This is a genomic window from Duganella sp. CF517 (assembly GCF_900110275.1).
Taxonomy (GTDB): domain Bacteria; phylum Pseudomonadota; class Gammaproteobacteria; order Burkholderiales; family Burkholderiaceae_D; genus Rugamonas.
Map to the genome: position 1 here is coordinate 487,822 of NZ_FODC01000001.1, position 25,895 is coordinate 513,716.

Below are 25,895 nucleotides of genomic sequence, written 5' to 3' on the forward strand. Positions count from 1 at the left end.
ATAGGGACGAACCGCGATTGAACCGCGCAGTTAAAACCGCGCAGTAAAAAACCGCAGTGAAAACCCTATTATCGCTCATCTAGCCCGGCGCGTAGGCCAGCAACTCCTGTGCGATGTGCCGGTCCAGCACCACCAGCATGGCGTGCATCTGCGCCACCAGCCGCCGTGCGTTGGCCGCATCGGCGTCGGTGCGCACCCGTTCCAGCGCCAGGCACAGGTTGCCGAACTGCATAGCGCCCACCGCGCGCGCCGACGATTTGATGCGGTGGCCCAGTTCCGACAGCGCCACCAGGTCGTCCCGGGCCAGCGCGGCGTCGACTTCGCGCATGCCGTCGCGCGCCGAGTCGACAAACAGCAGCGCGTATTTACGCATCTTGTCCGGCTTGCCGCCGAAGGTCTGCGCCAGCGCGGCCAGGTCGAACAATTCGCCTTCCACCGGCATCGGCTGCGGCTCCGCCGGCGATGCCGGCAGCGTCACGTGCGACAGCGTTTGCAAACCGCTTTGCGCGATGCCGTGCGCGCGTATTTCCACGTCCGCCTCGGACATCGTGCGCACCGGCGGCTGCGGAGGCGACAGCGCGCCGATCGCGTTGGACGCCTCGATCGCCGCCGACGCGGTGCCGTCGGCCATCGTGAAATACGACGGCGGCGGCGGCGACACCGGCCGCGCCACGCGCGACGCGCCCCTGGCGCGCTGGCTCATCCACTTCGACAGCATATTAAACAGCAGCTTGGGCGCGATCGGCTTGGTCACGAATTCGTCCATGCCCGCCTCCAGGCAGCGCTCCTGGTCGCCGCGCCCGGCGTTGGCCGTCATCGCGATGATCAAGGTGGCCGACAGCTTGGGATGGGCGCGGATCAGGCGCGTGGTTTCGTAGCCGTCCATCACCGGCATCTGCACGTCCATCAGCACGCAATCGAAGCGCTCCTTGAGCAGCAGGTCGATCGCCTCCTTGCCGTTGTTGGCCACGCAGACGGTGGCGCCGGCGTCCTCCAGCAATTCCTGGCCGACCTGCTGGCTGAAGATATTGTCCTCGACCAGCAGGATCGAGGCGCCGCGTATGCTGTCGAGCACCTCGGGCTGCACCGCTTCCACGTTCGGCTGCAGCAGTTGCGTGCCCTTGGCGAGACGGGCGGTGAACCAGAAGGTGCTGCCCTCGCCCGGATGGCTGTCGACGCCGACGCCGCCGCCCATCAGCTCCGCCAGCTGCTTGCTGATCACCAGTCCCAGGCCGGTGCCGCCGTAGCGCCGCGTGGTCGAGGTGTCGGCCTGGTGGAACGACTGGAACAGCTGCGACATCTGCCCGCTGGTCATGCCGATGCCGCGGTCGGCCACCTCGAAGCGCACCAGGATATGGCAGTCGCTGTCCTCCAGCTGGCGCGCGCGCACAAACACCTTGCCGTTCTCGGAGAATTTGATCGCGTTGCTGGTGAAGTTGAGCAGGACCTGCTCGAGCCGCAGCGGATCGCCCCGCAATTGGCGCGCCAGGCCCGGACTGAGCTCGTACACCAGTTCCAGCCCCTTGGCGCGCGCGCTCTCGCCAAGCTGGCTGGTGATGTTGGCCAGCAGCGCGTCGAGCGTAAAGTCGAGCATCTCCAGATCCATCTTGCCCGCTTCGATCTTGGAGAAGTCCAGGATGTCGTTGATGATGCCCAGCAGGTGCTGGCCCGAGTGATAAATCTTCAGCAAATAGTCGCGCTGCTTCGGATGCGTGACCGATTTCAGCGCCAGGTGGGCCATGCCGATGATGCTGTTCATCGGCGTGCGGATCTCATGGCTCATATTCGACAGGAAATCGCTCTTGGCCTGGTTGGCGGTATCGGCCTTCTCCTTGAGCTGGTGCAGTTCGGTGACGTCGGTCGACATGCCGATCACCGCCGTCACCGAGCGGCCGATCTCCACCGGCGCCCTGACGGTCCAGTGATACTGCACCTCGCCGTCGGCGCCGACGAACTGGGTTTCGCCGGAGCGCTTGACGTTTTCCTGGAACACGGGCTGCTCCAGCGCCCACGCGGCGTCGGCGGCGGCGGCCGGCATCAACTCGCTATCGAGTTTGCCGACGATGTCCTGCACCGGCATGCCCAGGCTGTGGGCCATGCGGGCGTTGACGTAGATGAAGCGGCGGTTCTGGTCCTTCATGTAGACGTGGGCGTCGACGTTGTTGAGCACCGTGTCGAGCAGCACGCGGTGCTTGACGGCGCGCCGGCGCGACGAATACAGCACCGCCAGATAACTATACAGCAGCAAGGTGCCGGCGAAGCCGGTCAACCCCGCCAGCCACGGGAAGTAGACATCGAAGCCGGTCAGCAGCTGCGACTTCTTCACCTGGAAGTGGGCCTTCCACAGGCTGCCGTTGAAATCGATCGGCAGCACCGACTCCAGGTAGTCGCGGCGCTCGGCCGCCGACAGCGGCGTCACCGTCGCCGCGCCGGTGTCGGTGAACAGCAGGCGGTCCTGCTTGTCGATGACCAGGCGGCGCTGCTCGACATCGCTGCTGCCATCGGCGTACAAGGTCAGATGCACCTGGCGCACCGTCATCTCGTCGATGGCGCCCTGCACCAGCTTGGCCACGCTGAATCCCAGCCCCACCGACCCCAGATAGGCGGCGCGGCGCTCGCTGACGTCGGCCAGCGGCATGTTGCGGCGATACACCGGCAAGCGCAAGCCCAGCGCCACCTGCCGCCGCGGCTGCTCGATCAGGAACGGCTGGCCGGAGGCGCTGACCTGGCCGCTGTCGCGCGCGGCCGCGTTCAGTTTGTCGACGACCGCGCTGGTGGCCAGGTCGAGGCCCAGCTTTTCGTCGATCAGGTCGTTCGGTTCGACATAGGTCAGCGGCGCGTAGTGCGCGCGGCGCCCGGCCGGCCGGATATCGAAATCGGGATAGCCGCGCGGCGACAGGCTGCGGTCCGCGCGCACGGCGGCGACGAAGGCGTCGCGCTCGGCGTCGGTGACCACCGGCGCCCAGCTGAGCATCGCGATGGCCGGAAACTGGCGCGGCAAATCGAGTCCCGACACGTATTGGTGGAACTGCTGGCGGCTCAGGTTGTCGCTGGTCTGGAACAGCGCGACGAGCCCGCGCGTCAAGTCGGAATACGCCTTGATGCGCGCCGAAATCGCGTACTGCGTGCTGCGGGCCAGGTTCTCGAAACGCTGGCCGGCGTCGGCCTCGACGATGCTGGAGGCGACCCCGTACAAGGTCGCGCCCACCGTCATCGCCAGGGCCCAGCCCGCTGCCCAGAAGAGCGCGCGCGACCGGACCGCGGTCTTTCTGCTGTTAGCCGATTTAAGCATGCGCCATCACTCACTTCTTTCGGGATAGACAACAAATCATAAAAACTTTTGCATCACAGCAGCATACTATTAATGCCGTCGAGTAACCAGCTAAAGAATTTGATAGATTTGGTGAGATTTAACGGAACCTTATGCCGTAACGGGCGCTCTAATTGATGAGCTTGTACGATGGCCTCATCAAGGAGCGCGTCATGTCCGCCACATCTGTTGTATCTGCAACTGTCCTGACGGCTGTCTGCTGCGCCGGCGCCGCCGTGCCAAGCGACGGCAAGGCCGTGGAATCGGACCACCGCGAATTCGACGCCGCATTACACACCCCATTTCATGCCGACAGCAAAGGCATCCGGACCATTACACTGCATTTCAGCTACCCCGATAGTGAGCAAACGCAACAAGTACGTTGGCGACTGGAATTATTGCGTGACGACGGACACGTACTCAAGCAGTGGAAAGGCCGGCAAGCGCTCGCCGCCGCGCCGGTCCGCGTGGCGATCCGCTGGCGCACAGACGGGCGGACAGCCGGCGTGCCGGCCGGCATCTACCGGCTGCGTTTGCGCGCCGGCATCGAAATGAGTATCGGCAACACGCCCGACCACGACATTGATGTAGAACAAACTTGGAGTGTGGCGGTCGGCCTGCCCCGCCCCGCGCCATCGATCGCCCGTGCGCCGGCGTTGTCCGCCGCCCCGGCGCCGGCCGGTTCGCGCGCCACGCTGTACACCGTCCACCTCGGCAACCTGCACAGCCAAACCAACCACAGCGACGGCGGCGGCGCGCTGGGCCGGTGCAGCGGTTCGCAGGCGCCGCAGAGCGCGGCGCTCGGCCCGACCGAGGCCTACGATTTCGCCCGGCGGCACGGCCTGGATTTCCTGATGACGTCCGAACACAACCACATGTTCGACGGTTCCGGCGGCACCAACGCCGGCGCCGACCCGGCAACCGTCAAGGCGCTCTACCAGAGCGGCATCCACGCCGCCAACACATGGAACCTGGCGCATCCCGGATTTCTCGCCATGTACGGCCAGGAATGGGGCGTGATCGACCACGGCGGCCATCTCAACATCCTCAATGGCGGCGAGCTGCTCGGCTGGGAGCGCAACGCCGCCGGCGATCTGCTGGCCGACACCGCCACACCCAGGAACGATTACGCCACGCTGTACGCGCTGATGCGCCAGCGCGGCTGGCTGGGACAATTCAACCACCCGAGGGGCGACCAGTTCGCCATCGACGGCAAGCCGCTGGCCTGGACGCCGGACGGCGACGCCGCCATGGTGCTGTGCGAGGTACTGAACAGCAATGCCTTCTCCAACCGCGACGACGAATCCGAGCCGCGGCACAGCACCTATGAAGCCGGCTGCAACAAGCTGCTCGAAGCCGGCTACCACGTCGCCTTCAGCAGCAACCAGGACAACCACTGCGCCAACTGGGGCGCGTCGTCATCGAACCGCACGGGCGTACTGATCGAGCGCGGCGACGCGCTCACCGCCGACACGTTCGTCGCCGCGCTCACGGCCCGCCGCGTGTACGCCACCATGGACAAGAATGCCGAGCTGGTCTTGACGGCCAACGGCCGCATGATGGGCGAACGGTTCGACAACCGCGGCAGGCTGACGCTGCAAGTGCGTTATGCCGGCCGGCGCGGCCAGCGGCCGGCCGCCATCAATGTATTTGCCGGCGTCCCCGGACGCAACGGCGAGGTGAAGCTGCTCAGCCGCAAGGCCAGCACCGTGCTCACCCCCACCGCCGGCGCGCATTTTTACTATGCGCGGGTGACCCAAAACGACGGAAAAATGCTCTGGAGCGCGCCGATCTGGATTCACCAGACGCGGCGATGACGCGTGTGTTGTTGTAGCGCGTAAACAAAGGACTGAACGCGGTCTAACCGTGCGCGCGGAAACATCTATTTCCTGTAACCTACGAGCCGGGTGAAATCGTTGCCAACTACCTTGTCAAATTGTTACAATAATTGGAACGGTCATGTTGCGGCACTGCACAATATTGCTTGACTCCCATACACACAGGAGTATCTTTTCCCTTCCAGATTGAATCCACCGGACCGTAACCAGACAAACATACAGCCCGCCGTGCAGATCCCAAAAGTTCTTCTCGTCAACGATGATCCGGCAAGTTTGTATGCGCTGGAAAGCTTGCTCACGAATGCGGTGGAACAGCAGATACACGAGCTGATCACCGCAGGATCGGGCAAGGAGGCGCTGCGCCAGGTGCTGCTGCACGAATTCGCCGTTATTTTGCTCGACGTCAGCATGCCGGGCATGGACGGTTTCGAGACGGCCGAGGCGATCCACTCGCATCCGCGCTCGGCCGGGGTGCCGATCATCTTCATCACCGCCCACTACGCCGACGAGATGAACCGGCTGCGCGCCTACCAGGCCGGCGCCGCCGACTACCTGTTCACGCCGGTGATCCCGCAGATCCTGCAGGCCAAGGTCGCGGTGTTCGTCGACATGGCCGTGAAAAACATGCAGTTGCAAAGCAAGACCGAGGAACTGGTGCGCCTGAACCAGGACTTGCGCGTCCAGCGCATGCAGGATCTGCAGCGCATCAACGGCGAGCTGGAACTGGAGATCAAGGAGCGCAAGGTGGCGGAACAGCGCGCGCACGACCTGTCCACGCGCGACGTGCTGACCAACCTGGTCAACCGCCGCGCGCTGATCCAGCACCTGGAACACGCCGTCGCCGTCTCCGACCGCAACGGCATCGGCTTCGCCCTGCTGTTCCTCGACCTCGACAAATTCAAGCAAATCAACGACAACTACGGCCATGAAGCCGGCGACGAGCTGCTGCGCCAGGTGTCGGCGCGCTTGTCGGCGGCGGTGCGCGTGGCCGACATCGTCGCGCGCCTGGGCGGCGACGAATTCGTCGTGCTGATCGAAGGGCGCGCCGCCTCGGCCAATGCCGCCCGCGTGGCGCGCAAAATCGAGATGGCGTGCGCCCTGCCCTTCGAGATCGGCGGCCACCGCCTGAAAACGGCGGCCAGCATCGGCATCGCGCTGTACCCGCAGGACGGCGCCAACGCCCAGCTGCTGATGAAGCACGCCGATACCGCGATGTACCACGCCAAGCAGCATCCGGCGGCGCCGGTGCAGTTCTTCCACGAGGGACTGAATGTGCGCGAGCGCGAACGCACGCAGTGGACGGCGGAACTGCGCCAGGCGATGGGCGGCGGCGAGCTGGAACTGCGCTACCAGCCGCAGATCGAGATCCGCAGCGGCCGCACCGTCGCCGCCGAGGCGCGGCTGTACTGGCACCATCCCGACCGCGGCGTGCTGGAGGCGGCGGAGTTCCTGCCGCACGTGCAGGACCGCGTGCTGCTGGACCGGGTCGATGTCTGGGTCATCGCCCAGGCTTGTTCGCAGTCGGCGCTGTGGCAGCGCGCGGTGGCCGGCGACGATGGCCGGACCGCCGGGCCGCTGTGCATCTGGATCAACCTGGCCACGCCGCAGCTGCACGGCGAATTGCTGCAGGTGCTGCTGCCGGCGATACGCATGCACGGCCTGGCGCCGGGCAGCATCGGCGTCGAACTCAATGAAAAGCTGCTGCAAGGCGCCGCCGGGCCGCTCGAACAAGTGCTGGCGCAGCTGCAGGCGGCCGGCGTGCGCGGCGCGCTGGACGATTTCGGCAGCGCGCGCTCGTCGCTGGCCGCCTGCAAGCGCTGGCAGCTCGACGTGCTCAAGATCGACCCGGTGTTCATCCACGCCATCGGCAACGACCAGGGCGGCACCGACATCGTCGCCGCCGTGATCCACCTCGCACGCGCCCTGTCCATGCGCGTCGTGGCGCTGGGCGTGGACCAGCGCCGGCAACTCGAAGTACTGCGCAAGCTGCGCTGCGACAATTGCCAGGGCGAGCTCTTTGCGTCGCCACAGGCGGCCGGCGACGTGCTGCGGCACGTGGCGCCGGGCGCGCCTTTTCCGCTTCCACCCCTGTCAACCCTCTCAACCACCACCAACTCCCTCCTGAACAACGAGGATTAAGCCGATGAACAATATGACCGACCTGGGCGAACAGCTGGATCTGAAGATCCTGCTGGCGACGCTGATGGCCCTGAAAAAAGGCGACTTCTCCGCCCGCATGCCCTCCGACTGGACCGGCATGTCCGGCAAAATAGCCGACACGCTCAACGAAATTATCGAGACCAAGGAAAAGATGGTCCACGTCGTCACGGACGTGAGCCGCGTGGTCGGCCGCGAAGGCCGCCTGACCCAGCGCGCGCAAGTGCCCAACATGGCCGGCGGCTGGGCCACCATCATCAGCGCGGTCAACGCGCTGATCGACGATCTGGTGCGCCCGACCACGGAAATGGCGCGCGTCATCGGCGCCGTCGCCAAGGGCGACCTGTCGCAGACCATGGCGCTGGAGGTCGACGGCCATCCGCTCAAGGGCCAGTACCTGCGCGCGGCCACCACCGCCAACACGATGGTGGAACAGCTGTCGTCGTTCTCGTCCGAGGTCACGCGCGTGGCGCGCGAGGTCGGCACCGAGGGTAAGCTGGGCGGCCAGGCGCAGGTCAAAGGCGTGGCCGGCACCTGGAAGGACTTGACCGACTCGGTCAACTCGATGGCGGGCAACCTGACCTCGCAGGTGCGTAACATCGCCGAGGTGACCACCGCCGTGGCCAACGGCGACTTGTCCAAGAAGATCACGGTCGACGTGCGCGGCGAGATCCTGCAACTGAAGGACACCATCAACGTCATGGTGGACCAGTTGCGCTCCTTCGCCTCGGAGGTGACGCGGGTGGCGCGCGAGGTCGGCACCGAGGGTAAGCTGGGCGGCCAGGCCTACGTGCCCGGTGTCGGCGGCACCTGGAAGGACTTGACCGACAACGTCAACTTCATGGCGTCCAACCTGACGGGCCAGGTGCGTAACATCGCGGCGGTGACGACGGCGGTGGCCAACGGCGACCTATCGAAAAAGATCACGGTGGACGTCAAGGGCGAGATTCTCGAACTGAAAAACACCATCAACGTGATGGTGGACCAATTGTCCTCCTTCGCGTCGGAGGTCACGCGGGTGGCGCGCGAGGTCGGCACCGAGGGCAAGCTGGGCGGCCAGGCGCAGGTGAAGGGCGTGGCCGGCACCTGGAAGGACTTGACCGACTCGGTCAACTCGATGGCGGGTAACTTGACGGGCCAGGTGCGCAACATCGCCGACGTGACCACCGCCGTGGCCAACGGCGACTTGTCGAAAAAGATCACGGTGGACGTCAAGGGCGAGATCCTGGAACTGAAAAACACCATCAACGTGATGGTCGACCAATTGAACTCCTTCGCCTCGGAGGTGACCCGGGTGGCGCGCGAGGTCGGCACCGAGGGTAAGCTGGGCGGCCAGGCCAACGTGCCCGGCGTCGCCGGCACGTGGAAGGACTTGACCGACGGCGTGAATTCGATGGCGGGTAACCTGACGGGCCAGGTGCGCAACATCGCCGACGTGACCACCGCCGTGGCCAACGGCGACCTGTCGAAAAAGATCACGGTGGACGTCAAGGGCGAGATCCTGGAACTGAAGAACACCATCAACGTGATGGTCGACCAATTGTCGTCGTTCGCGTCGGAGGTGACGCGGGTGGCGCGCGAGGTCGGCACCGAGGGTAAGCTGGGCGGCCAGGCGTACGTGCCCGGTGTCGGCGGCACCTGGAAGGACTTGACCGACAACGTCAACTTCATGGCGTCGAACCTGACGGGCCAGGTGCGTAACATCGCGGCGGTGACCACCGCCGTGGCGCGCGGCGACCTGTCGAAAAAGATCACGGTGGACGTGAAAGGTGAAATCCTGGAGCTGAAGGACACCATCAACGTCATGGTCGACCAGTTGTCGTCGTTCGCGTCGGAAGTGACGCGGGTGGCGCGCGAGGTCGGCACCGAGGGCAAGTTGGGCGGCCAGGCCAACGTGTCCGGCGTGGCCGGCACCTGGAAGGACTTGACCGAGAACGTCAACCAGCTGGCGGCGAACCTGACCAACCAGGTGCGCGCGATCGCCGAGGTGGCGACGGCGGTGACGCGCGGCGACTTGTCGCGCTCGATCCAGGTGGAGGCGCGCGGCGAGGTGTCCTACCTGAAGGACAACATCAACGAGATGATCCGCAACCTGAAGGACACCACGCTCAAGAACGCGCAGCAGGATTGGCTCAAGACCAACCTGGCGCGCTTCACCCGCCTGTTGCAGGGCCAGCGCGACCTGCAGGCCGTGACCAAGCTGATTCTGTCGGAGCTGGCGCCGCTGGTGTCCGCCCACCACGGCGTGTTCTACATGATGGACTCGCAGGAATCGGACGCCCGCCTGCGCATGATCGCCAGCTACGGCTACCGCTCCAGCCGCAAGCTGCCGACCTCCTTCCTGCCGGGCGAAGGCCTGGTGGGCCAGTGCGCGCTGGAGAAGGTGCGCATCTGGCTGACCGACGTGCCGCGCGATTACATCGTCGTCTCGTCGGGCCTGGGCGCGGCGCCGCCGACCAACATCGTCGTGCTGCCGATCCTGTTCGAGCAGCAGGTCAAGGCGGTGATCGAGATCGCCTCGCTGGACCGCTTCACCGAAACCCACCTGTCCTTCCTCGACCAGCTGATGGAATCGATCGGCGTGGTGCTCAACACCATAGAGGCGAACAGCCGCACCGAATCGCTGCTGACGCAATCGCAATCGCTGGCGCAGGAACTGCAACAGACCAACCAGGAACTGGCCGAAAAAGCGCGCCTGCTGTCGGAACAGAACATCGAGGTGGAACGCAAGAACCGCGAAGTGGAACAGGCCAAGCTGGCGCTGGAGGAAAAGGCCACCCAGCTGGCGCTGTCGTCCAAGTACAAATCCGAGTTCCTGGCCAATATGTCGCACGAGCTGCGCACGCCATTGAATTCGCTGCTGATCCTGGCGCAGCAGCTGGGCGACAACCCGGACGGCAACCTCTCAGGCAAGCAGGTGGAATTCGCCAAGACCATCCACGGCTCCGGCTCCGACCTGCTAACGCTGATTAACGACATTCTGGACCTGTCGAAGATTGAATCGGGCACGGTCACCCTGGACGTCTCCGAATACCGCTTCCAGAACCTGCGCAACTACGTCGACCGCACCTTCCGCCACATGGCCGAAGCCAAGCACCTGGGCTTCTCGGTCGACCTGCGCGAAAACCTGCCGACTGCCATGATGACCGACACCACGCGCCTGCAGCAGGTGTTGAAAAACCTGCTGTCGAACGCGTTCAAGTTCACCACGCACGGCCAGGTCTCGCTGGTCATCAGCCTGGTCAACAGCGGCTTCTCCAACGACCACCCGAACCTGATCCACGCCGACGCGGTGCTGGCCTTCGCCGTCAGCGACACCGGCGTCGGCATCGCCGCCGACAAGCTGCAACTGATCTTCGAGGCGTTCCAGCAGGCCGACGGCTCGACCGCCCGCAAGTACGGCGGCACGGGCCTGGGCCTGTCGATCTCGCGCGAGCTGGCGCGTCTGCTGGGCGGCGAAATCCGGGTCGAATCGGTGGTCGGCAACGGCTCGACGTTCACGCTGTTCCTGCCCTACAACCGCGCGGGCTTCATCAACTACGACATGGGCCGCCAGCCGCAAGTGCGCCTGCCGATGCCGGTGGCGCCGGCGCCCAACATCGTCTACTCCGCGCCGCATTACAGCGAACTGTCGATGACCGAGCACGATGGCGCCGCGGCGGCGGCCAGCGAGCTCGATGCCGATATCAGCGAGTACGGCACCAGCGACGACCGCGGCCTGGTGGCGCCGGGCGACCCGTCGGTGCTGATCATCGAGGACGACGAGCGCTTCGCCAAGATCGTGCTGGGCTTCGCGCGCGAGAAGAACTTCAAGGGCGTCGTCACGATGCAGGGCGATTCCGCCCTGAGCCTGGCGCGCGACTACCTGCCGTCGGCGATCCTGCTCGACCTCGACCTGCCGGACATCGACGGCTTCACGGTGCTCGACCGCCTCAAACGCGACCCCAGCACGCGCCACATTCCGGTGCACGTGATGTCGAGCCTGCGCGAACGCGAGCGCGCGCTGCGCCTGGGCGCGATCTCCTACCTGAACAAACCGGTCAGCAAGGCGGCGCTGCAGGAGGAATTCGCGCGGATCCAGAAATTCCTGTTGGGCGGCAAACGCAGCCTGCTGGTGGTCGACGACGAACCGGCGCAGCGCGACTCCATCGTCGCGCTGATCGGCGACGCCGACCTGCACATCGTCGCCGTCGACACCGGCAAGGCGGCGCTGGAGGCGCTGCGCGAACAGCGCTTCGACTGCATGGTGCTCGATTTGACCCTGCCCGACATCTCGGGCTTCGACCTGCTCGACATCATCGGCAAGGACGAATCGCTGCGCGACCTGCCGATCGTCATCAACACCGCCAAGGACTTGAACCGCAAGGAAGTGGCCAAGCTCAAACGCTACGCCAAGACCATCGTCATCAAGGATGCGCGCTCGCCGGAACGCCTGCTCGACGAGACGGCGCTGTTCCTGCACCGCTCCCAGGCCAGCCTGCCGGAGGCGCAACGCCGCATGCTCGAGGAAATCCACGCCGCCGATGGCGGCCTGGCCGGACGCAAGGTGCTGATCGTCGACGATGACTTGCGCAACATCTTCGCGCTGTCGTCGCTGCTGGAGCGCCAGCAGATGCAGGTGTCGTTCGCCGAAAATGGCCGCGACGGTATCGAGGTGCTCGAAAAAGATCCGACCATCGAGATCGTCCTGATGGACATCATGATGCCGGAGATGGACGGCTACGACACCATGCGCGCGATCCGGCGCATCCCCAAGTTCAAATCGCTGCCGATCATCACGTTGACGGCCAAGGCGATGAAGGGCGACCGCGACAAATGTATCGCCGCCGGCGCGTCCGACTACATCACCAAGCCGGTGGACGTGGCGCAGTTGCTGTCGCTGATGCGGGTGTGGCTGCACTGATGGGCGACATGATGCCATCGGCGCGGCGCCACTCCCCGTCCTCGATCGAGGAGCTGGAACTGGAGCTGCTCCTGGAAGCGCTGTTCCAATGCCATGGCTACGACTACCGTGGCTATCGGCGCGACCTGGTGCGCCGCAAGGTGCGGCGGCTCATGACGGAGCTTTCCTCCCCGACCATCTCGGCGCTGCAAGCGAAGGTGCTGCACGAGCCGGCCGCCTACGACGCGCTGGTCAAAGCGCTCTACGTCGAGCCGGCGCTGATGTTCGACAACGCCTCGGAAACGGCGCTGCTGCGCATGTCGCTGGGCGTGTGCCTGCACGGCGCCGCGCTGCCGCGCGTCTGGCTGGCCGATTGCGCCGGCGCCCAGCAGGCGTGGACCTTGGCCATCCTGCTGGAGCAGGAGCAGCTGGGTCCGCGCACGGAGATCTACGCCACCGTCGCCAGCGACGCGCTGCTGGCCGAGGCGCTGCAAGCGAGCCTGCCGATGGCGCGCCTGAGTGAACTGCAGGGTAACTATATAAAGAGCGGCGGCGTCGGCCGCCTGATCGACTATTTCGAAGTGAACGCGGAAGGCACGCGCGCCGTGCCGCTGCCGCACCTTCGCAGCCGCATTACCTGGGCCCAGTACAACCTGGTGACGGACGCCTCGTTCAACGAATTCCAGATGATCGTGGCCGACCGCGCGCTGCCGGACTTCGGCGCGCCGCTGCGGGAGCGCGTGCTGCGGCTGTTCGACGACAGCCTGGCGCAATCGGGCTTGCTGGTGCTGGACCGCCCGTTCGACGACGACGAACCGCTGGCACGCCAGTACAAGCAGGTGTTCCCGCGCCAGCCCTGGTACAAGCGGGTGGCTTAGAACCTGGTCGACGCGCTGGGGCGCTCGGCGATGCGGTCGCGCCACGCCTGCAAGTGCGGCATCCCTTCGGCGGACGGACGGAACTTCATCAACCCGCGCGCGAACTCCAGCGCGCAGAATGCCGTGATGTCGGCGATCGTGAAGCGCTGGCCGGCGACGAACGGCTGGCTGGAGAGGATTCGATCCAGCCAGCGCGCCGTCTCGCGCATCTTCTCCCCCTGCGAGGCGCCGAAATCGGCAAACTGCGGCTGCTCCAGCACCGCCAGTCCCGGATGCGTATGCCGCACGCAATTGGCGATGCCGAAGAACAGATGCAGCTCCACCCGGCGGTCGGTCATCTCGATGAAGGCGCGCTCGTCATAGCCCTCACCCATCAGATTCGGCTCCGGCGCGTAGCCTTCCAGCCAGCTGCAAATGGCGCGCGTCTCGCTCAGCAAGCGGCCGTCGTCCAGCTCCAGCACCGGCACGCGGCCGAACGGATTCTTTTCGAGGAATTCGGCGCTGCGGTTCTGGCCGGAGGACAGGTCGATCTGCACCTGCTCGATGTCCTCCAGTCCTTTCTCGGCCATGAACATGGCGACCCGGCGTGGGTTGGGCGTGCGGCTCGACGTGTAGAACTTCATCTCACACGCCCCCGGTGCGCGACTGGCCGGTCTCCAGCATCTTGCGCGCCTCGACCGCGATCTGCTCCAGCTCCTCCGGCGTGGTGCGCTCGACGCGCGGCGGCAGTATCAGGCCGCGCTTGACGGCGGGCCGCTCGCGGATCGCCGCCAGCCAGCGCTGCAGGTGGGGCAAATCGTCGACCGGAATGCCGGTCCAGTTGTGAATATTGACCCACGCGAAATTGGCGATGTCGGCGATCGAATAATCGCCGGCCAGGTATTCGTTATCGGCCAGATGGCCATCGAGCACGCGGAACAGGCGCTTGCTCTCGCCCTGATAGCGGTCGATCGCCGGCTGGATCTTCTCCGGGAAGTAGCGGTAGAAGACGTTGGCCTGCCCCATCATCGGGCCGACGCCGCCCATCTGGAACATCAGCCATTGCAGCACCTTGGAGCGGCCCTTGAAATCGGCGGGCATCAACTCGCCGGTCTTCTCGGCCAGGTAGATCAGGATGGCGCCCGATTCGAACACCGCGAAATTGTCTTCCGACCGGTCGATGATGGCCGGGATGCGGCCGTTCGGATTAATCGCCAGGAACCACGGCTGCTTTTGCTCGTTGGCCGACAGCTCCAGCGCGTGCAGCGTGTAGGTCAGTTCCAGCTCTTCGAGCGCGATGGAGATTTTGTGGCCGTTCGGCGTGGCGGCGGTGTACAGGTCGATCATTGTCTCTGCCTTTGGTTGTAGTTTATGTGAAGAGATAATAGCCCGATTCGAAAAGCGGTGCCGCCGTCACGATAAAATAAACACAACCCGATCGGGAGACGGCGGCGCAAAAAAAACCAGCGTCATCGTGAGATGAAACTGGTCGTAAAACGCTCGAGAGCGTGGGGATGGACGGTGTCCGGCGGCGATCGTGCCGCCTGAACGAAATCTGTGCCGGGCTGTAGGGGTCCGGCAACCGGGCGCTCGGCTTAACCGCGCGCTATGGGTGGTACTTTGCCAGCTATCGGCAAAGCCAGGCTTAGGACTTCATTAAGTCGCGACCGGAAAGGGAAACTTAGGTAGGATGGTGCCGGTGTTTCAGGCCACCGGCGAGCCTGCTGAGTCATGCTTTGTGATATCCCGCACCTGCTTGGGTACGGCGACCAACTGGAGCACGCTGGGACCAGCGAACGCATAATAATCTTACAATATGACGCCCAAATGACGCACACGCACACACCTCGCAAAACAAACACGCCGTCGACCAGCGCGCTGCGCGCCCTGGCCGGCGCCGCGCTGATGGCCACGCTGGCGGCCTGCTCGCCGCCGCGCGCGCCCGGCGACGCGTCCGGCGCCGCAGCGCCGCCTCCCCCGCCCGCGACAACGGCGGCGGCACCCGCGCCGGCCCCGAGCGCGGAACACGTGCTGCGGATCGACAGCGCCGCATCGCTGATCGCCGTCACCGTGCGGCGCGGCGGCTTGCTGGCGCGGCTGGGGCACGATCACGTGATCGCCAGCCGCACGGTCAGCGGCACTGTCGCGCCGGCGCTCAACCGCGCCGACTTCCAGTTCCGCCTCGATCAACTGACGGTGGACGAACCGGAACTGCGGCGCGTCGCCGGCCTGGAAAAGCAGCCGTCGGCCGACGCCATCGACGGCACCCGGACCAATATGCTGACCAAGGTGCTCGACGCCGAGCGCTTTCCGGTGGTCTCGGTGCGCGCCGAGCGTGGCGCGGCCGGCGAACCGCTGCGCGTGGCGATCACGCTGCACGGCGTCACGCGCAACTACGCCATTCCGGTCGATCTGCGCGACGACAACGGCGTGATGACGGTCGGCGGCACGGTCGATTTGAACCAGACCGATTTCGGCCTGGTACCGTTTTCCGTGATGGGCGGCGCCATGGCGGTACAGGACAAAATGGAGCTGCGCTTTTCGCTGGTGGCGAAATAAAAAAAAGGCCCGCGGCAAGGAGCGCGGGCCGAAGGTTTCAAATCGGGAGAGACTTGAAAGAGCAAGGCCAGTATGTCAACGCCGCATGACGCCATGATGACAACCGCCCGCGATGAACAAACTTTTTCAGCGGGCGACGATCAGCCGCAGTCCGAGGCCGACGAAAATCGCGCCCGCGACGCGGTCCATCCACATGCCGGCGCCGGGATGACGGTTGATCCACGCGCCCACCGTGCCTGAGAAATAACCGAGCAAGCCAAACACCAGCACGCCCTGGGCCGTGAACAGCAGTCCCAGTTGCGCGGTCTGCCAGCTGGCGTCGCCGCGCTCGGGCGCCACGAACTGCGGCAGGAACGACAGGAAAAACAGCACCACCTTCGGATTGATGGCGTTGGCGAACAAACCCTTGGCAAACAGCTTGCCCAGGCTTTCATCGGGCGAGGCGCCGCCGGCGCCCGGCACGCGCGCGCCGCCACGGCTGCGCAGGGCGCCGATGCCGAGCCAGATCAGATAGGCGCCGCCCACCAGCTTGAGCGCGCCGAAGGCCAGCGGCGAGGCCTTGATCAGCGCGCTGACACCCAGCGCCGCCAGCAGCGTATGACTCAGGCAGCCCAGCGCGCAGCCGAGCCCGAAAACCATGCCCCGCCGGCGCCCGCGCGACATGCCGACGCTGAGCACCATCAAATTGTCCGGCCCCGGCGAGACGGTGATCAACAGCGCGGCGCTGAGAAAGCCAAAGAATTGTTCTGGAGTAATTAACACGCGGATTGTCCCAATGCAAAAGCACGATCATAACCCCTCGATATCTCCGCTGCAATATTGCCAACAAAGTTGCCTGCGGCTACGGGCAAATTTTGTCTGGGACAGACATGTTCTCGTTTAAAATGAGCAAAAAACTATCCTTCAGCGCCCCTCGGAACATTAATGAGCAAAGCAAGCAAGACGTACCACGCGTTCACCGCACCGGCCCGCCACGCCGGGCGCTACGCGTTGCTCGTACTGCTGAGCTTGTTCTGCCTGTGGCACCCGACGCGGGCCGCCGCCGCAGCCACCGAAGCGCCGGCGCCCATCACGTTAAGCGCCGCCACCGAAGGCAGCGGCGTCGACCTCGCCAAAGCCGGCAAACTTTATGTGGACGAAGGCCAGCCCTACCCGGCCACGGCGGCCGGACTGGCGTCGCTGGTGGCCGGCCTCAAGCCGGCCGGCCAGGTCGACCTGCTCGGCGGCGGCTACTGGCTGGTGGCCGAGCTGCGCAACGACAGCCGCCAGTCGGCCTGGGTCATCGACCCCAACGACACGCTGATCGACATGGTCGACATCCAACTCTACGGCGAGGACGGCAGCGTGCGCCAGATGTTGACCGGCTACCGCCAGCCGCACTCCTATCTGTTGCACTACGGCAAGGACATCGACCTGCACCCGGGCCAGCGCTACCACGTGCTGATCCGCTTCTCCAGCCCGTACTACGCGCGCACGCCGGTGTTCTCGGTGCTGCCGCGCACGGCCTACCAGCAGCTGGTCGCGCGCGAAAACGTGCTGATCATCGGTTCGATCGGCGCCCTGCTGGCGCTGACCGTGTTCAACTTCTTCATCTACTCGATCACGCGCGACCGCTCCTCGCTGTATTACTCGCTGTACGTGCTGTGCTACGCGATCGCCTGGGGCATGACGTTCCACCTGTCGGCCGACCTGTTCAACTGGCACAACCTGCACTGGCATTACGTGCCGTTCTTCCTGCTGCCGGTGCTCAGCACGCTGTTCTACACCACCTTCCTGCGCCTGAAGCAATACGCGCCGCGCCTGTATAAACTGAGCCGCGTCAACCTCGTGCTGCCGCTGCTCACGTTGCCCAGCTGCTTCCTGGCGCTCAGCTACGCCCACACCATCGCCACCATCGTCATCACGATCTGGATGACGATGGCGCTCACCAGCGGCATCGTGGTGTGGCGCCGCGGCTACCAGCCGGCGCGCTTCTTCGTGCTCGGCTTCGTCGCGCTGATGGTGCCGGGCCTGCTGATCCTGCCGGCCAACGTCGGCCTGATCCCGGCGATGGTCACCAACGCCCAGTTGTTCACCTTGCTGGGCGGCACGCTCGACGGCGTGCTGCTGGCCTTCGCGCTGGCCGACCAGATCCGGCTGCTGCGCAACACGCTGGAACAGCGCGTGCAGGAGCGCACCGCGCAGTTGACCGAGGCCAAGGAACACGCCGAGGTGGTCAGCCGCCACCGCATCGACTTCCTGTCGGCGATGAGCCACGACATCCGCACCCCGCTGGCCGGCGTGATCGGCATGATCAAGTTCGCCATGCGCGACCAGTCGGTGCGCGGACGGACCGAGGAATACCTGCGCATCGGCCTGCAAAACAGCGAATCGCTGCTGGCCATCCTCAACGACATCCTCGACTTTTCCAAGATCGACGCCGGCCGGCTGTCGATCGAGACGGTCGATTTCGACCTGATCGCGCTGATCGACGACGCCATCGGCATCCTGCAGGGCCAGGCCGACGCCAAGAGCCTGCTGCTGCGCAGCGACCTGGCGCTCGACCTGCCGCGCTACGTCAGCGGCGATCCGACCCGGCTGCGGCAGATCCTGCTCAATTTGCTGGGCAACGCCATCAAGTTCACCGACCGTGGCGAAGTGCGGCTGGACGCCTCGGCCATGCTGACCGCCGAAGGCCACGCCACCGTCTGCTTCGACGTCACCGACACCGGCCCCGGCATCCCGGCCGACACCTTGCCGCGCCTGTTCCAAAAGTTCGAGCAGGCCGACCACTCGACCACGCGCCGCTACGGCGGCACCGGCCTCGGCCTGGCCATCTGCAAGGAATTGGTGGAGCTGATGGGCGGCTCGATCGGCGCCGAAAGCCGGGTCGGCGTCGGCTCGACCTTCAGCGTGACGTTGCCGCTGGCGTTGGGCAGGGAACCGGCGATCGATCCGTTCAGCCTGCCGCGCAAGGAGCACCACGCCTACCGCCTGCGCGTGCTGTGCGCCGAGGACGTGCGCACCAACCAGATCATCGTCAGCACCTTGCTCGAGAACATGGGCCACGACATCCGCATCGTCGAGAACGGTCTACAGGCGCTGCACGCGCTCAGCACCGCCGCCTACGACCTGGTGTTGATGGACGGCCGCATGCCGATGATGGACGGCGAACAGGCCGCGCGCCTGATCCGCAGCGGCGGCAGCGAAGACTACCGCGTGCTCGATCCGTGCATCCCCATCATCGCGCTGACGGCCAACGCCAGCGACCACGACCGCGCGCGCTACCTCGCGGTCGGCATGGACGGTTTCCTCAGCAAGCCGGTCGATGAGCGCCTGCTGTACGACCAGATCGAGAAAATCATCGCCCTGCACCTGAGCCTGGGACGGCCGCTGCGCGCCACCGACGCGGCGCGGCTGACAGCGGCGCGCACCGATGCGCTGGATCAGCAATTCGGGGTGGGACCGGAAGGCGGGCCGCTGGAGAACCCGGCGGCGGTGCAGATCCTGCCGCTGGCCGGCATGTCGCACAAGCATATGCAGCGCATCACGCAAGCGTTCCTGGAGGAAGCGCCACGGCGCATGGAAACGGCGCGCGCGGCCGTCATCGCCGGCAACAGCGGCGCGGCGGCGGCGGCCATCCACGCCCTCAAGGGCAGCGCCGGCTATCTGAGTTCGACGCACCTGCACACGCTGTGCAGCGAAATGGAATCGGCGGCCACCGCCGGCCAACTGCTCGAGGTGGCCGACATGTTGCCGGACGTCGAGGCGGCGCTGCACAAGGCGTGCAGCGACCTGCGCACCGCCGTCGACAACGCCAGGGCGCCGGACGTCAGCAGCGCGTAGGCGCGATTTCATTGCCGCAACGTTTAATCCTTCAACTCGGCCGGCACCTTGCCGCCGTTTTCCGACAGCTTGATCATCACCTGCTTGTGCAGCCAGATATTCATCGACGCCGAATCGTTTTTGTCGCCGGTGTAGTGCAGCTCGTCGGCCAGCTCCTTGCGCGACGCCAGGCTGCTGTCCAGGTTGAGCAGCTTGAGCAGGTCGACGATGGAGGTGCGCCAGTTCAGCGGCTGCGAATTCTGCTGCTGCATCGTGGTCAGGATCGCTTCGACGTCGACCAGCGGCGTCACCGGCTTAGCGGCGGCCGGCTGTGGCGCGGCGGCTGGCGCGGCAGGGGCAGCGGCGGCGGCTGGAGCTGGCGCTGGCGCCGTAGCCGGCTGCGCCGCATCGGGTTTGGAACCGGGGAAAATCTTGTGGAAGATGTTGCTCAGTATGCCCATGGTAGATCCTTTCAAAGTAGATAAATATAGACCGCTTGCGCGGCCGTCCGTTCCGTGCTGCTTGGATGTCATACCGTTTCATACGGTGTCATACGGTGTCCAACGGTCGCCGCGCCGGGCGCGCCATCCGGTTCATGGTAGCCGACATAAGCTTTTCGCGCCGTTTGCTTGCCCCGCCCGCGCACCCGGTGGCATATCGAAAGTTTCCCTCCGTCCACTCCTACATTTCTGCGGGATGTGCGCCTACTCACCGAACAGTCCGGGGAGCTTACGATGTGAACTCGGGGAAGGACAATGGTGCCTCCCCTTTCAAAGGAGAAGCATCATGAGCCAACCTAACAAACCCAGCGAAAAAGGTTTCAAACCCGGCGCCAACATGCCTCACGACGGTTACGATCCCGAGCGGGACGGCATGTCGGAGAGTGGCAACCATGCCGTCGGGCATCCTGGCAACGACACGCCGCACGTGAACGAGCAACATGGCCGCGCGCCGGCACGTTCCGAGCAGAGTGTCCGCCAGGGCAACCTGAGCCGGAGTTACCAGGACAGCAAACAGGATGCGGCGGCCGCCTCGGCCGAGACCACGCACCGTGACCGCGCCGCCGGCGCCCGCGGCGACAACAGCACCGACACCAACCGCTAGTCCGTAACCCCCAGCCGCCGATTCCGGCGACGATATGGATTCCAGTTTACTGGACATGGATTTCCTGTAAAATGGAAATCCATGGATATCAACTTATTGATCGCCCGCCGCGTGCGGGAATTGCGCGATGCGCACAGCCTGTCGCTAGACGCGCTGGCCGCGCGCAGCACCGTCAGCCGCTCGACCATCTCGTCGATCGAACGCGGCGAGAGCAGCCCCACCGCCGCCGTCCTCGATAAACTGGCCAGCGCGCTGGGCGTGGCGCTCGCCAGCCTGTTCGAGGACAAGTCCGCCCCGGCGCAACAACCATCGCCGGTGGCACGCGTCGACCAGCAGCCGGTATGGACCGATCCGGCCTCCGGCTACACCCGGCGCAGCCTCTCTCCCCCCGCCCCCTCCCCGATCCAGCTGGTCGACGTGATTTTCCCGCCGGGGCAGCGCGTCGCCTACGACAGCACGCCGCATGGCGCCGACATCCACCAGCAAATCTGGATCATCGGAGGCACGATGGATATCGGCGTCGGCGAACAGCAATGGCGCCTGCACGCGGGCGACACGCTCGTCATGCGGCTGGAACGCCACATCGTTTACTTCAACCCCACCGCTGAACGCGCGCGCTACCTGGTCGCGCTGACGTCGCAACCCGCCACGAGGAGAAACTGATGTCCGATGCAATCACCGTGCGCCGCGTCGACGCCGATGAAGCGCGCGAGCGCGGCGCAGCGCTATCGCACGCGCTGGCCGATGTGCTGATCGATTGCGTCGAAGGCGGCGCCTCGGTCAGCTTCATGCTGCCGCTGCCGCGCGAGAAGGCGCTGGCATTTTGGCGCGGGGTGCTGGCGGCGGTCACGCGCGGCGAGCGCGTGCTGCTGCTGGCCGAGACGACCGCCGGGCGCGTCGCCGGCACGGTGCAGTTGATCACGGCGCAGCCGGACAACCAGCCGCACCGGGCCGACGTCGCCAAGATGCTGGTGCACCGGGACGCGCGCCGGCGCGGCGTCGCCGGCTTGTTGATGAAGGCCGTCGACCAGGCCGCGCGCGATGCCGGCAAAAACGTGCTGGTGCTCGACACCGTCACCGGCGGCGACGCCGAACGGCTGTACCAGCGCGCCGGCTGGCACAGCGCCGGCACTGTGCCAAAATATGCATTGATGCCGGATGGCGCCTACTGCGCCACCACCTTCTTCTACAAACACCTGGCGTAATCCCGCTTCCCTCCACAGGACCGGTCATGACAACTGAAAGCCTTGTCGGTATCGCAGCGTTAGCAATCGTCGTCGCGGGCCCGGCGGCGCTGGGCGTGACTGGATGGCTCAAGGCGCGCCGCACGTCGCCGCATTCCGGCCGGGCCAGCGCCTGGGAATGGAAATCGATCCTCGCATCGGCGCTGCTGTTCGTGCTGGCATTTAACCTCACGTTCTTCATCCAGGAACTGGCGTTGGTGCTGCCCAAGGCCTTTACTCCGGGACTGCGGCCCACGCTGTTCCACAACAATCATCGGTGGGACGGCGACAACGCGCTTGCGGCCTTGTTTCAAGGGACCGGCGCGCTTGCCACGCTGCTGGCCGGCATCGTTTGCGCGATGTGGTTGGGACGTGGCGCGGGCAAATCCACCGCCAGCCGCCTGCTTCTGTTCTGGATGGCCTACACCGGTGTGTTCATGGCGCTTCCGCAAGTCGTTATCGGAGCGCTCAGCGACCAAAGCGATATCGGCATGGCCATGGGATATTTCAAACTCGGAGCCGCCGACAAGACCATCGCAGCGCTGCTCGCGCTGGCGGCGATCCCCCTGGCGGCGTTTTGGATCGGCAGGCTGTTGCTAACCAGGGTGGGAAACCAGGAACAGATTGGTGATGCCGTGGACCGCAAGCGCTTCGTGTTCAGAAGCGCGACGCTGCCGGCGATGCTGGCGCTGCCGATAATCGTCCTGTTTCGCGTCCCGCGCGAATGGATAGAAGTGCTGCTGGTGCCGGCGCTGGTGGCGGCGGTCGGACTCGCATGGATACAAGCTGGCGCGTGGTATGTCGGCGCGCAGGGAACCGGCAACGGCGTGGCGGTCGATTCGATCTCACGCCCGCTGCTCGCGGTCTTGGGCCTGCTGCTGATCTTCCAGCTTGTGCTCAGGCCCGGCATACACTTTTATTGAGACGCACGCCGGCGCCGATTCCAACACCGGTCAGATGAAATCCGTCTCGCCGTCGATCATCGCCGGATGGCCGCTCATCGCGCGCGACGTCTGCATGCCGGCCATCACCGCCGCCTCGACGCAACCGGCGTTCAAGCCGGTCTTGATCCAGTCGCCGGTCAGGAACAGGTTGTCGAAACCCGATTGGTCGGTCTGCAGACGGTATTTGGTGCTGCCCACCACCGACATCACGTAACGCTCGGACGGATCGACGTTCGCGCGCCAGTATTGCGCGTTGAAGCGCCGCGCCCCGCTGCCCCCGCTCGCATCGGTCAGCCACTGCCACGGAAACGCCCCCGAAGGCCCGGCCGCCGACCACAACGACGCGATCTGCTGGCCAAGCTGATTGACCGCGCCCTTCTTCGCCACCTCCGCCATGCGCATGGGGAAGCCGGTATCGGTGGCGGGCGGATAGCTGTCGACCGTCAGCGCGCTGCAGAAGTAGGACGTGTTGCGCGGTTCCTGGCCGGCCGGCCAGTCCTCGCGCGCCAGCAGCTGGTCCATCGGCGCCCACGTGTCGTACGGCTCGGCGAAGCCGCTCAGCACCGGTTGCTGGCCGTTGGGCTGGATGGCCCATCCCATCTGCGTCAGGTCCTTGTCCAGCCAGACCTGGTAGGCTTGCGTCGCCACCGTCTTCACGTGCTCGGAGGTGGCCAGCAGCGCCGGGCTTTTCGCCAGCAGTTGCGGGCACAGGGCCGGCAACGATCCGACCGAAATGCCGAACACCACCTGGTCGAAATCGACGCCGCGCTTGAGCGTCAGCACCGGTAGCGGCTTGTCGAAGCGTTCCTGATACACGCGCGGCCAGTCGCTCCAATACGACTCCAGATTGATCCCGTTCCCGCGCAGCAGCGCCGCCTGCTCCGGGTCGATCTGGTCGTAATTGGGCTGGCTCGGCCAGCACGCCAGGTCCTTGACGTCGACCAGCGGGTGATAGTCGCCGCCGGCCAGATCGACCTGCCGCGTCATGCGGATGGCGCCGATCTCGCGCCCGTCCGGCATCAGCTCCTCGACCTTGTGGAAGAACTTGAACTTGACGCCGCGCTTGAGAAGCGCCTCGTACAGCGGCGTGAACACGGTATCGCCCATCCCCGCCTGCATCTTGAACATGATGCCGCCCTTGTAGCAAAGGCCGATGCGCGCCATCGAGCGCAGCAAGGTTCCCGCCTCCGCGTTCGGTTTGGTGAAGTCGCCGCCCTCGTAGGCGAACACCAGATCGTAGAAGCCGCGCACCGGCGCCGAGTTCACGCACAGCTCCTCGTCGCCGCCATGCTTGCGCAGCCAGTCGCGGAAATCGATATCGTTGATGGCATCGAAGCCGTGTTTGAGCACACCGTCGTCGAACACGCCCTTCATCACCGTGATGCCCAGGTCGAGGCAGATGAACAGCCGGCGGACGTCGTCGAGGATGTCGCCATCGGCATGGGCGCGGTCGAGCAGGCCGCGATAGCGCGCGCGCAGCCGGCCCCGCACGCCACCCAGCACGCCGGCCAGCGCGTGGTGTTCGAGCTCCGTATGCACGCCGGTATCGGCCGACATGTTCGCCACCATCCCGGTCAGCGCGCTGGCCGCCAGTGTCAAATCGTCGGCCAGTTCGTCGACCGTGTTGGCCACGCCCTCGGCTAGGCGGTGCAGCCAGTCCGGCAGCATGCCGCCGTGGTGCGGCTGCTCGTCCACGTCCAAGGTCGCCGTCAGCTCGTCGATACAGTTGATCCATTGTTCGATCCAGCCCATCATCGCCACCGCCAGCTGCCACATCGAGATTTCCTGGTCGCCCTCGCCCGGCTCCCCGGGCAGCGACGGGAATACGATCGACCAGTTGTGCCAGCGGTCGCCGACCTGCTCCGACAGGGCCACGTAATCGTGCTGCTTGAAGGCGTCGCGCCACGTCGCCAGCGGCGCGCCCGGGGGCCGATCGAGGCTGGTGTAGGCATCCTTGATCATCTTGAAGGCGTTGGTGTAGAAGCCGAACCAGATATGCAGGCCATGCTCCTCGATGCGCTGGCCGTATTCCGCGTTGCGGCCGCTGGCGCCCTTGCCGCCCAGCCGCCAGCCCTGTTGATAGACCGTGATGTCGTAGTTGTTTTGCCACCCCGGCTGGTCGCTCAGATAGTAGGCCGCCGTCATCGAGCCGACGCCGCCGCCGAGCACCGCGATCTTCTTCGGCGCCACGCTGGAGTTGTCGATCAACTCCTCGCCCGGCTGCGCGGTGAAGTCGAAATTCAGCCGGTACGGCAGGATCGCCTGCTGCGGTCCCAGTCGCAGGCCGAGCGTCTCGTGCAGCGGGAAGCTGTCGAAGGCGTGCAGCACGCATTCGTATTCATAGCCGAGCAGGCCGCCGCCGTGGATCTTCTCGATGGTGGCAGGCGCGGCGAGGATCGCCTGGTACACCGCCTTGAGCCCCGCGCTGTCCGGGAACTGCTTGAGGAAGATCTGATCGATGCGCGGATTGCGCAGCAGCGAGATGATGTCGTCCCAGCCGGCGGCGTCGAGGTTGAAGAAATCGGGGATCGACAAAAACAGCTTGATGGCCTCCTCGATCAGATCGAACAGGCTGTGGACCGGGGTGTCGATGCCGGTTTTTTGGGTGGCGTTCACCTCCAGCAGCGGGTGCATGGCGATTTTGGTCTCGGGCGAGAACGGATGGAAGCCTTTCGCCGCGACGGCGCAGCGCAGCGGCTCGGCATCGGCGGCGGGAATCTCGTACTCGCACAGGTATTTCGGATAGCCGAACAGCTCACGGCCGTTGATCAGCGCCATGGCGTCGTCGACGAAGATGTGCGCCGGATAGTAGTAAATGTGGGCCAGCTCGCCCTCCTCGTCCATCGCTCCCACCATGATCCAGGTGACGATGTCGATCTCGGTGATCCAGCCCTTGTTCTGGTCGACCGCCACCGCCGAATCGGCGTGGTTGACGCGCGTGAACGTCAGCAGCACGTACGGCGAGATGGCCTTGAAACGCATGCGCCGGCCGGCCACCTGGTTGAGCGTGCCGTCGAGCGTGGCCTGCAGCTTGGCCAGGTCGCCGCGCACGAAGTAGCCATACATCTCGGCGTTTTTCAATTGCAGCGGTGAATGCATCATCACCGAACCACCCTGATAGATATATGGAGGACGCGTTGCCATAGCTTGATCAATATCAAAAGATGAACAGCCTTTTAGTGTATGACAAACGCGATCATGTTGCCTAAAATTAATT

Annotated in this window: 16 protein-coding genes; 10 read left to right on the top strand and 6 right to left on the bottom strand. The window is 65.2% G+C overall.

What is annotated here, in order from left to right:
- Positions 1-79: 79 nt before the first annotated feature.
- Positions 80-3,214 carry a CHASE domain-containing protein gene (locus BMX85_RS02005; protein WP_229210243.1) on the bottom strand — a complete coding sequence of 1,045 codons (3,135 nt, stop codon included), beginning with the start codon at positions 3,212-3,214 and terminating at the stop codon, positions 80-82.
- Positions 3,215-3,708: 494 nt separating this feature from the next.
- Here BMX85_RS02005 and BMX85_RS02010 point away from each other — a divergent pair, with 494 nt between their 5' ends.
- The 4 genes from BMX85_RS02010 (at position 3,709) to BMX85_RS02025 (ending at position 13,065) form a co-directional block, all read left to right on the top strand.
- On the top strand, positions 3,709-5,127 hold the full coding sequence (locus BMX85_RS02010; protein ID WP_229210244.1) for a CehA/McbA family metallohydrolase: 1,419 nt from the start codon (positions 3,709-3,711) through the stop codon (positions 5,125-5,127).
- Positions 5,128-5,376: 249 nt separating this feature from the next.
- Entirely contained in the window at positions 5,377-7,287 is a 1,911-nt protein-coding gene (locus BMX85_RS02015) for a putative bifunctional diguanylate cyclase/phosphodiesterase (protein WP_090314013.1), read from the top strand.
- Positions 7,288-7,291: 4 nt separating this feature from the next.
- Positions 7,292-12,208, top strand: a complete 4,917-nt coding sequence (locus tag BMX85_RS02020; protein WP_090314014.1) for a hybrid sensor histidine kinase/response regulator — start codon at positions 7,292-7,294, stop codon at positions 12,206-12,208.
- Positions 12,196-13,065, top strand: a complete 870-nt coding sequence (locus BMX85_RS02025) for a CheR family methyltransferase (protein WP_229210245.1) — start codon at positions 12,196-12,198, stop codon at positions 13,063-13,065. Before BMX85_RS02020 ends, BMX85_RS02025 begins: the two co-directional genes overlap by 13 nt.
- On the opposite strand, the gene BMX85_RS02030 is transcribed toward BMX85_RS02025, so the two are convergent.
- Positions 13,062-13,688 (bottom strand): glutathione S-transferase family protein, encoded by a 627-nt coding sequence (locus tag BMX85_RS02030; RefSeq protein ID WP_090314016.1) that lies wholly within the window; start codon positions 13,686-13,688, stop codon positions 13,062-13,064. The two genes, BMX85_RS02025 and BMX85_RS02030, sit on opposite strands and share 4 nt — an antisense overlap.
- A 1-nt stretch (position 13,689) precedes the next feature.
- A complete protein-coding gene (locus BMX85_RS02035; protein ID WP_090314017.1) occupies positions 13,690-14,391 on the bottom strand; it encodes a glutathione S-transferase family protein in 702 nt (233 codons plus the stop codon).
- Positions 14,392-14,871: 480 nt separating this feature from the next.
- Between BMX85_RS02035 and BMX85_RS02040 the strand changes: the two genes are divergently transcribed.
- Entirely contained in the window at positions 14,872-15,603 is a 732-nt protein-coding gene (locus BMX85_RS02040; protein WP_229210246.1) for a YceI family protein, read from the top strand.
- 126 nt (positions 15,604-15,729) lie between these two features.
- Here the strand turns inward: BMX85_RS02040 and BMX85_RS02045 are convergent, their stop codons facing one another.
- The gene (locus tag BMX85_RS02045; RefSeq protein WP_090314018.1) at positions 15,730-16,365 is read right to left on the bottom strand and encodes a LysE family translocator; all 636 of its coding nucleotides are present in this window, start codon (positions 16,363-16,365) and stop codon (positions 15,730-15,732) included.
- A 162-nt stretch (positions 16,366-16,527) separates the two neighbouring features.
- Here BMX85_RS02045 and BMX85_RS02050 point away from each other — a divergent pair, with 162 nt between their 5' ends.
- A complete protein-coding gene (locus BMX85_RS02050) occupies positions 16,528-19,428 on the top strand; it encodes a hybrid sensor histidine kinase/response regulator (RefSeq protein ID WP_090314019.1) in 2,901 nt (966 codons plus the stop codon).
- A gap of 23 nt (positions 19,429-19,451) precedes the next feature.
- On the opposite strand, the gene BMX85_RS02055 is transcribed toward BMX85_RS02050, so the two are convergent.
- The gene (locus BMX85_RS02055; protein WP_090314020.1) at positions 19,452-19,868 is read right to left on the bottom strand and encodes a DUF3597 domain-containing protein; all 417 of its coding nucleotides are present in this window, start codon (positions 19,866-19,868) and stop codon (positions 19,452-19,454) included.
- Positions 19,869-20,193: 325 nt separating this feature from the next.
- On the opposite strand from BMX85_RS02055, the gene BMX85_RS02060 reads away from it, so the two are divergent.
- The 4 genes from BMX85_RS02060 (at position 20,194) to BMX85_RS02075 (ending at position 22,657) form a co-directional block, all read left to right on the top strand.
- Entirely contained in the window at positions 20,194-20,511 is a 318-nt protein-coding gene (locus BMX85_RS02060) for a hypothetical protein (protein ID WP_090314021.1), read from the top strand.
- 81 nt (positions 20,512-20,592) lie between these two features.
- Positions 20,593-21,174: a helix-turn-helix domain-containing protein gene (locus BMX85_RS02065; protein WP_090314022.1), complete on the top strand. Its 582-nt coding sequence runs from the start codon at positions 20,593-20,595 to the stop codon at positions 21,172-21,174.
- Positions 21,174-21,716 carry a GNAT family N-acetyltransferase gene (locus tag BMX85_RS02070; RefSeq protein ID WP_090314023.1) on the top strand — a complete coding sequence of 181 codons (543 nt, stop codon included), beginning with the start codon at positions 21,174-21,176 and terminating at the stop codon, positions 21,714-21,716. The genes BMX85_RS02065 and BMX85_RS02070 overlap by 1 nt, the downstream gene beginning before the upstream one ends.
- A 26-nt stretch (positions 21,717-21,742) precedes the next feature.
- Positions 21,743-22,657 (top strand): hypothetical protein, encoded by a 915-nt coding sequence (locus BMX85_RS02075; RefSeq protein WP_090314024.1) that lies wholly within the window; start codon positions 21,743-21,745, stop codon positions 22,655-22,657.
- A gap of 30 nt (positions 22,658-22,687) precedes the next feature.
- Here BMX85_RS02075 and BMX85_RS02080 read toward each other — a convergent pair whose 3' ends face one another.
- Positions 22,688-25,780, bottom strand: coding sequence for an NAD(P)-binding protein (locus BMX85_RS02080; protein WP_229210247.1), 3,093 nt, complete (start codon positions 25,778-25,780; stop codon positions 22,688-22,690).
- Between the last annotated feature and the right edge of the window lie 115 nt (positions 25,781-25,895).

Bases quoted from the DNA above. Each gene is read 5' to 3' on its own strand.
- BMX85_RS02005 (WP_229210243.1), bottom strand. From the start codon at position 3,214: ATGACGGTGGGCGCGACCTTGTACGGGGTCGCCTCCAGCATCGTCGAG.
- BMX85_RS02020 (WP_090314014.1), top strand. From the start codon at position 7,292: ATGAACAATATGACCGACCTGGGCGAACAGCTGGATCTGAAGATCCTG.
- BMX85_RS02030 (WP_090314016.1), bottom strand. From the start codon at position 13,688: ATGAAGTTCTACACGTCGAGCCGCACGCCCAACCCACGCCGGGTCGCC.
- BMX85_RS02035 (WP_090314017.1), bottom strand. From the start codon at position 14,391: ATGATCGACCTGTACACCGCCGCCACGCCGAACGGCCACAAAATCTCC.
- BMX85_RS02040 (WP_229210246.1), top strand. From the start codon at position 14,872: ATGACGCACACGCACACACCTCGCAAAACAAACACGCCGTCGACCAGC.
- BMX85_RS02050 (WP_090314019.1), top strand. From the start codon at position 16,528: ATGAGCAAAGCAAGCAAGACGTACCACGCGTTCACCGCACCGGCCCGC.
- BMX85_RS02055 (WP_090314020.1), bottom strand. From the start codon at position 19,868: ATGGGCATACTGAGCAACATCTTCCACAAGATTTTCCCCGGTTCCAAA.
- BMX85_RS02060 (WP_090314021.1), top strand. From the start codon at position 20,194: ATGAGCCAACCTAACAAACCCAGCGAAAAAGGTTTCAAACCCGGCGCC.
- BMX85_RS02065 (WP_090314022.1), top strand. From the start codon at position 20,593: ATGGATATCAACTTATTGATCGCCCGCCGCGTGCGGGAATTGCGCGAT.
- BMX85_RS02070 (WP_090314023.1), top strand. From the start codon at position 21,174: ATGTCCGATGCAATCACCGTGCGCCGCGTCGACGCCGATGAAGCGCGC.
- BMX85_RS02075 (WP_090314024.1), top strand. From the start codon at position 21,743: ATGACAACTGAAAGCCTTGTCGGTATCGCAGCGTTAGCAATCGTCGTC.
- BMX85_RS02080 (WP_229210247.1), bottom strand. From the start codon at position 25,780: ATGATGCATTCACCGCTGCAATTGAAAAACGCCGAGATGTATGGCTAC.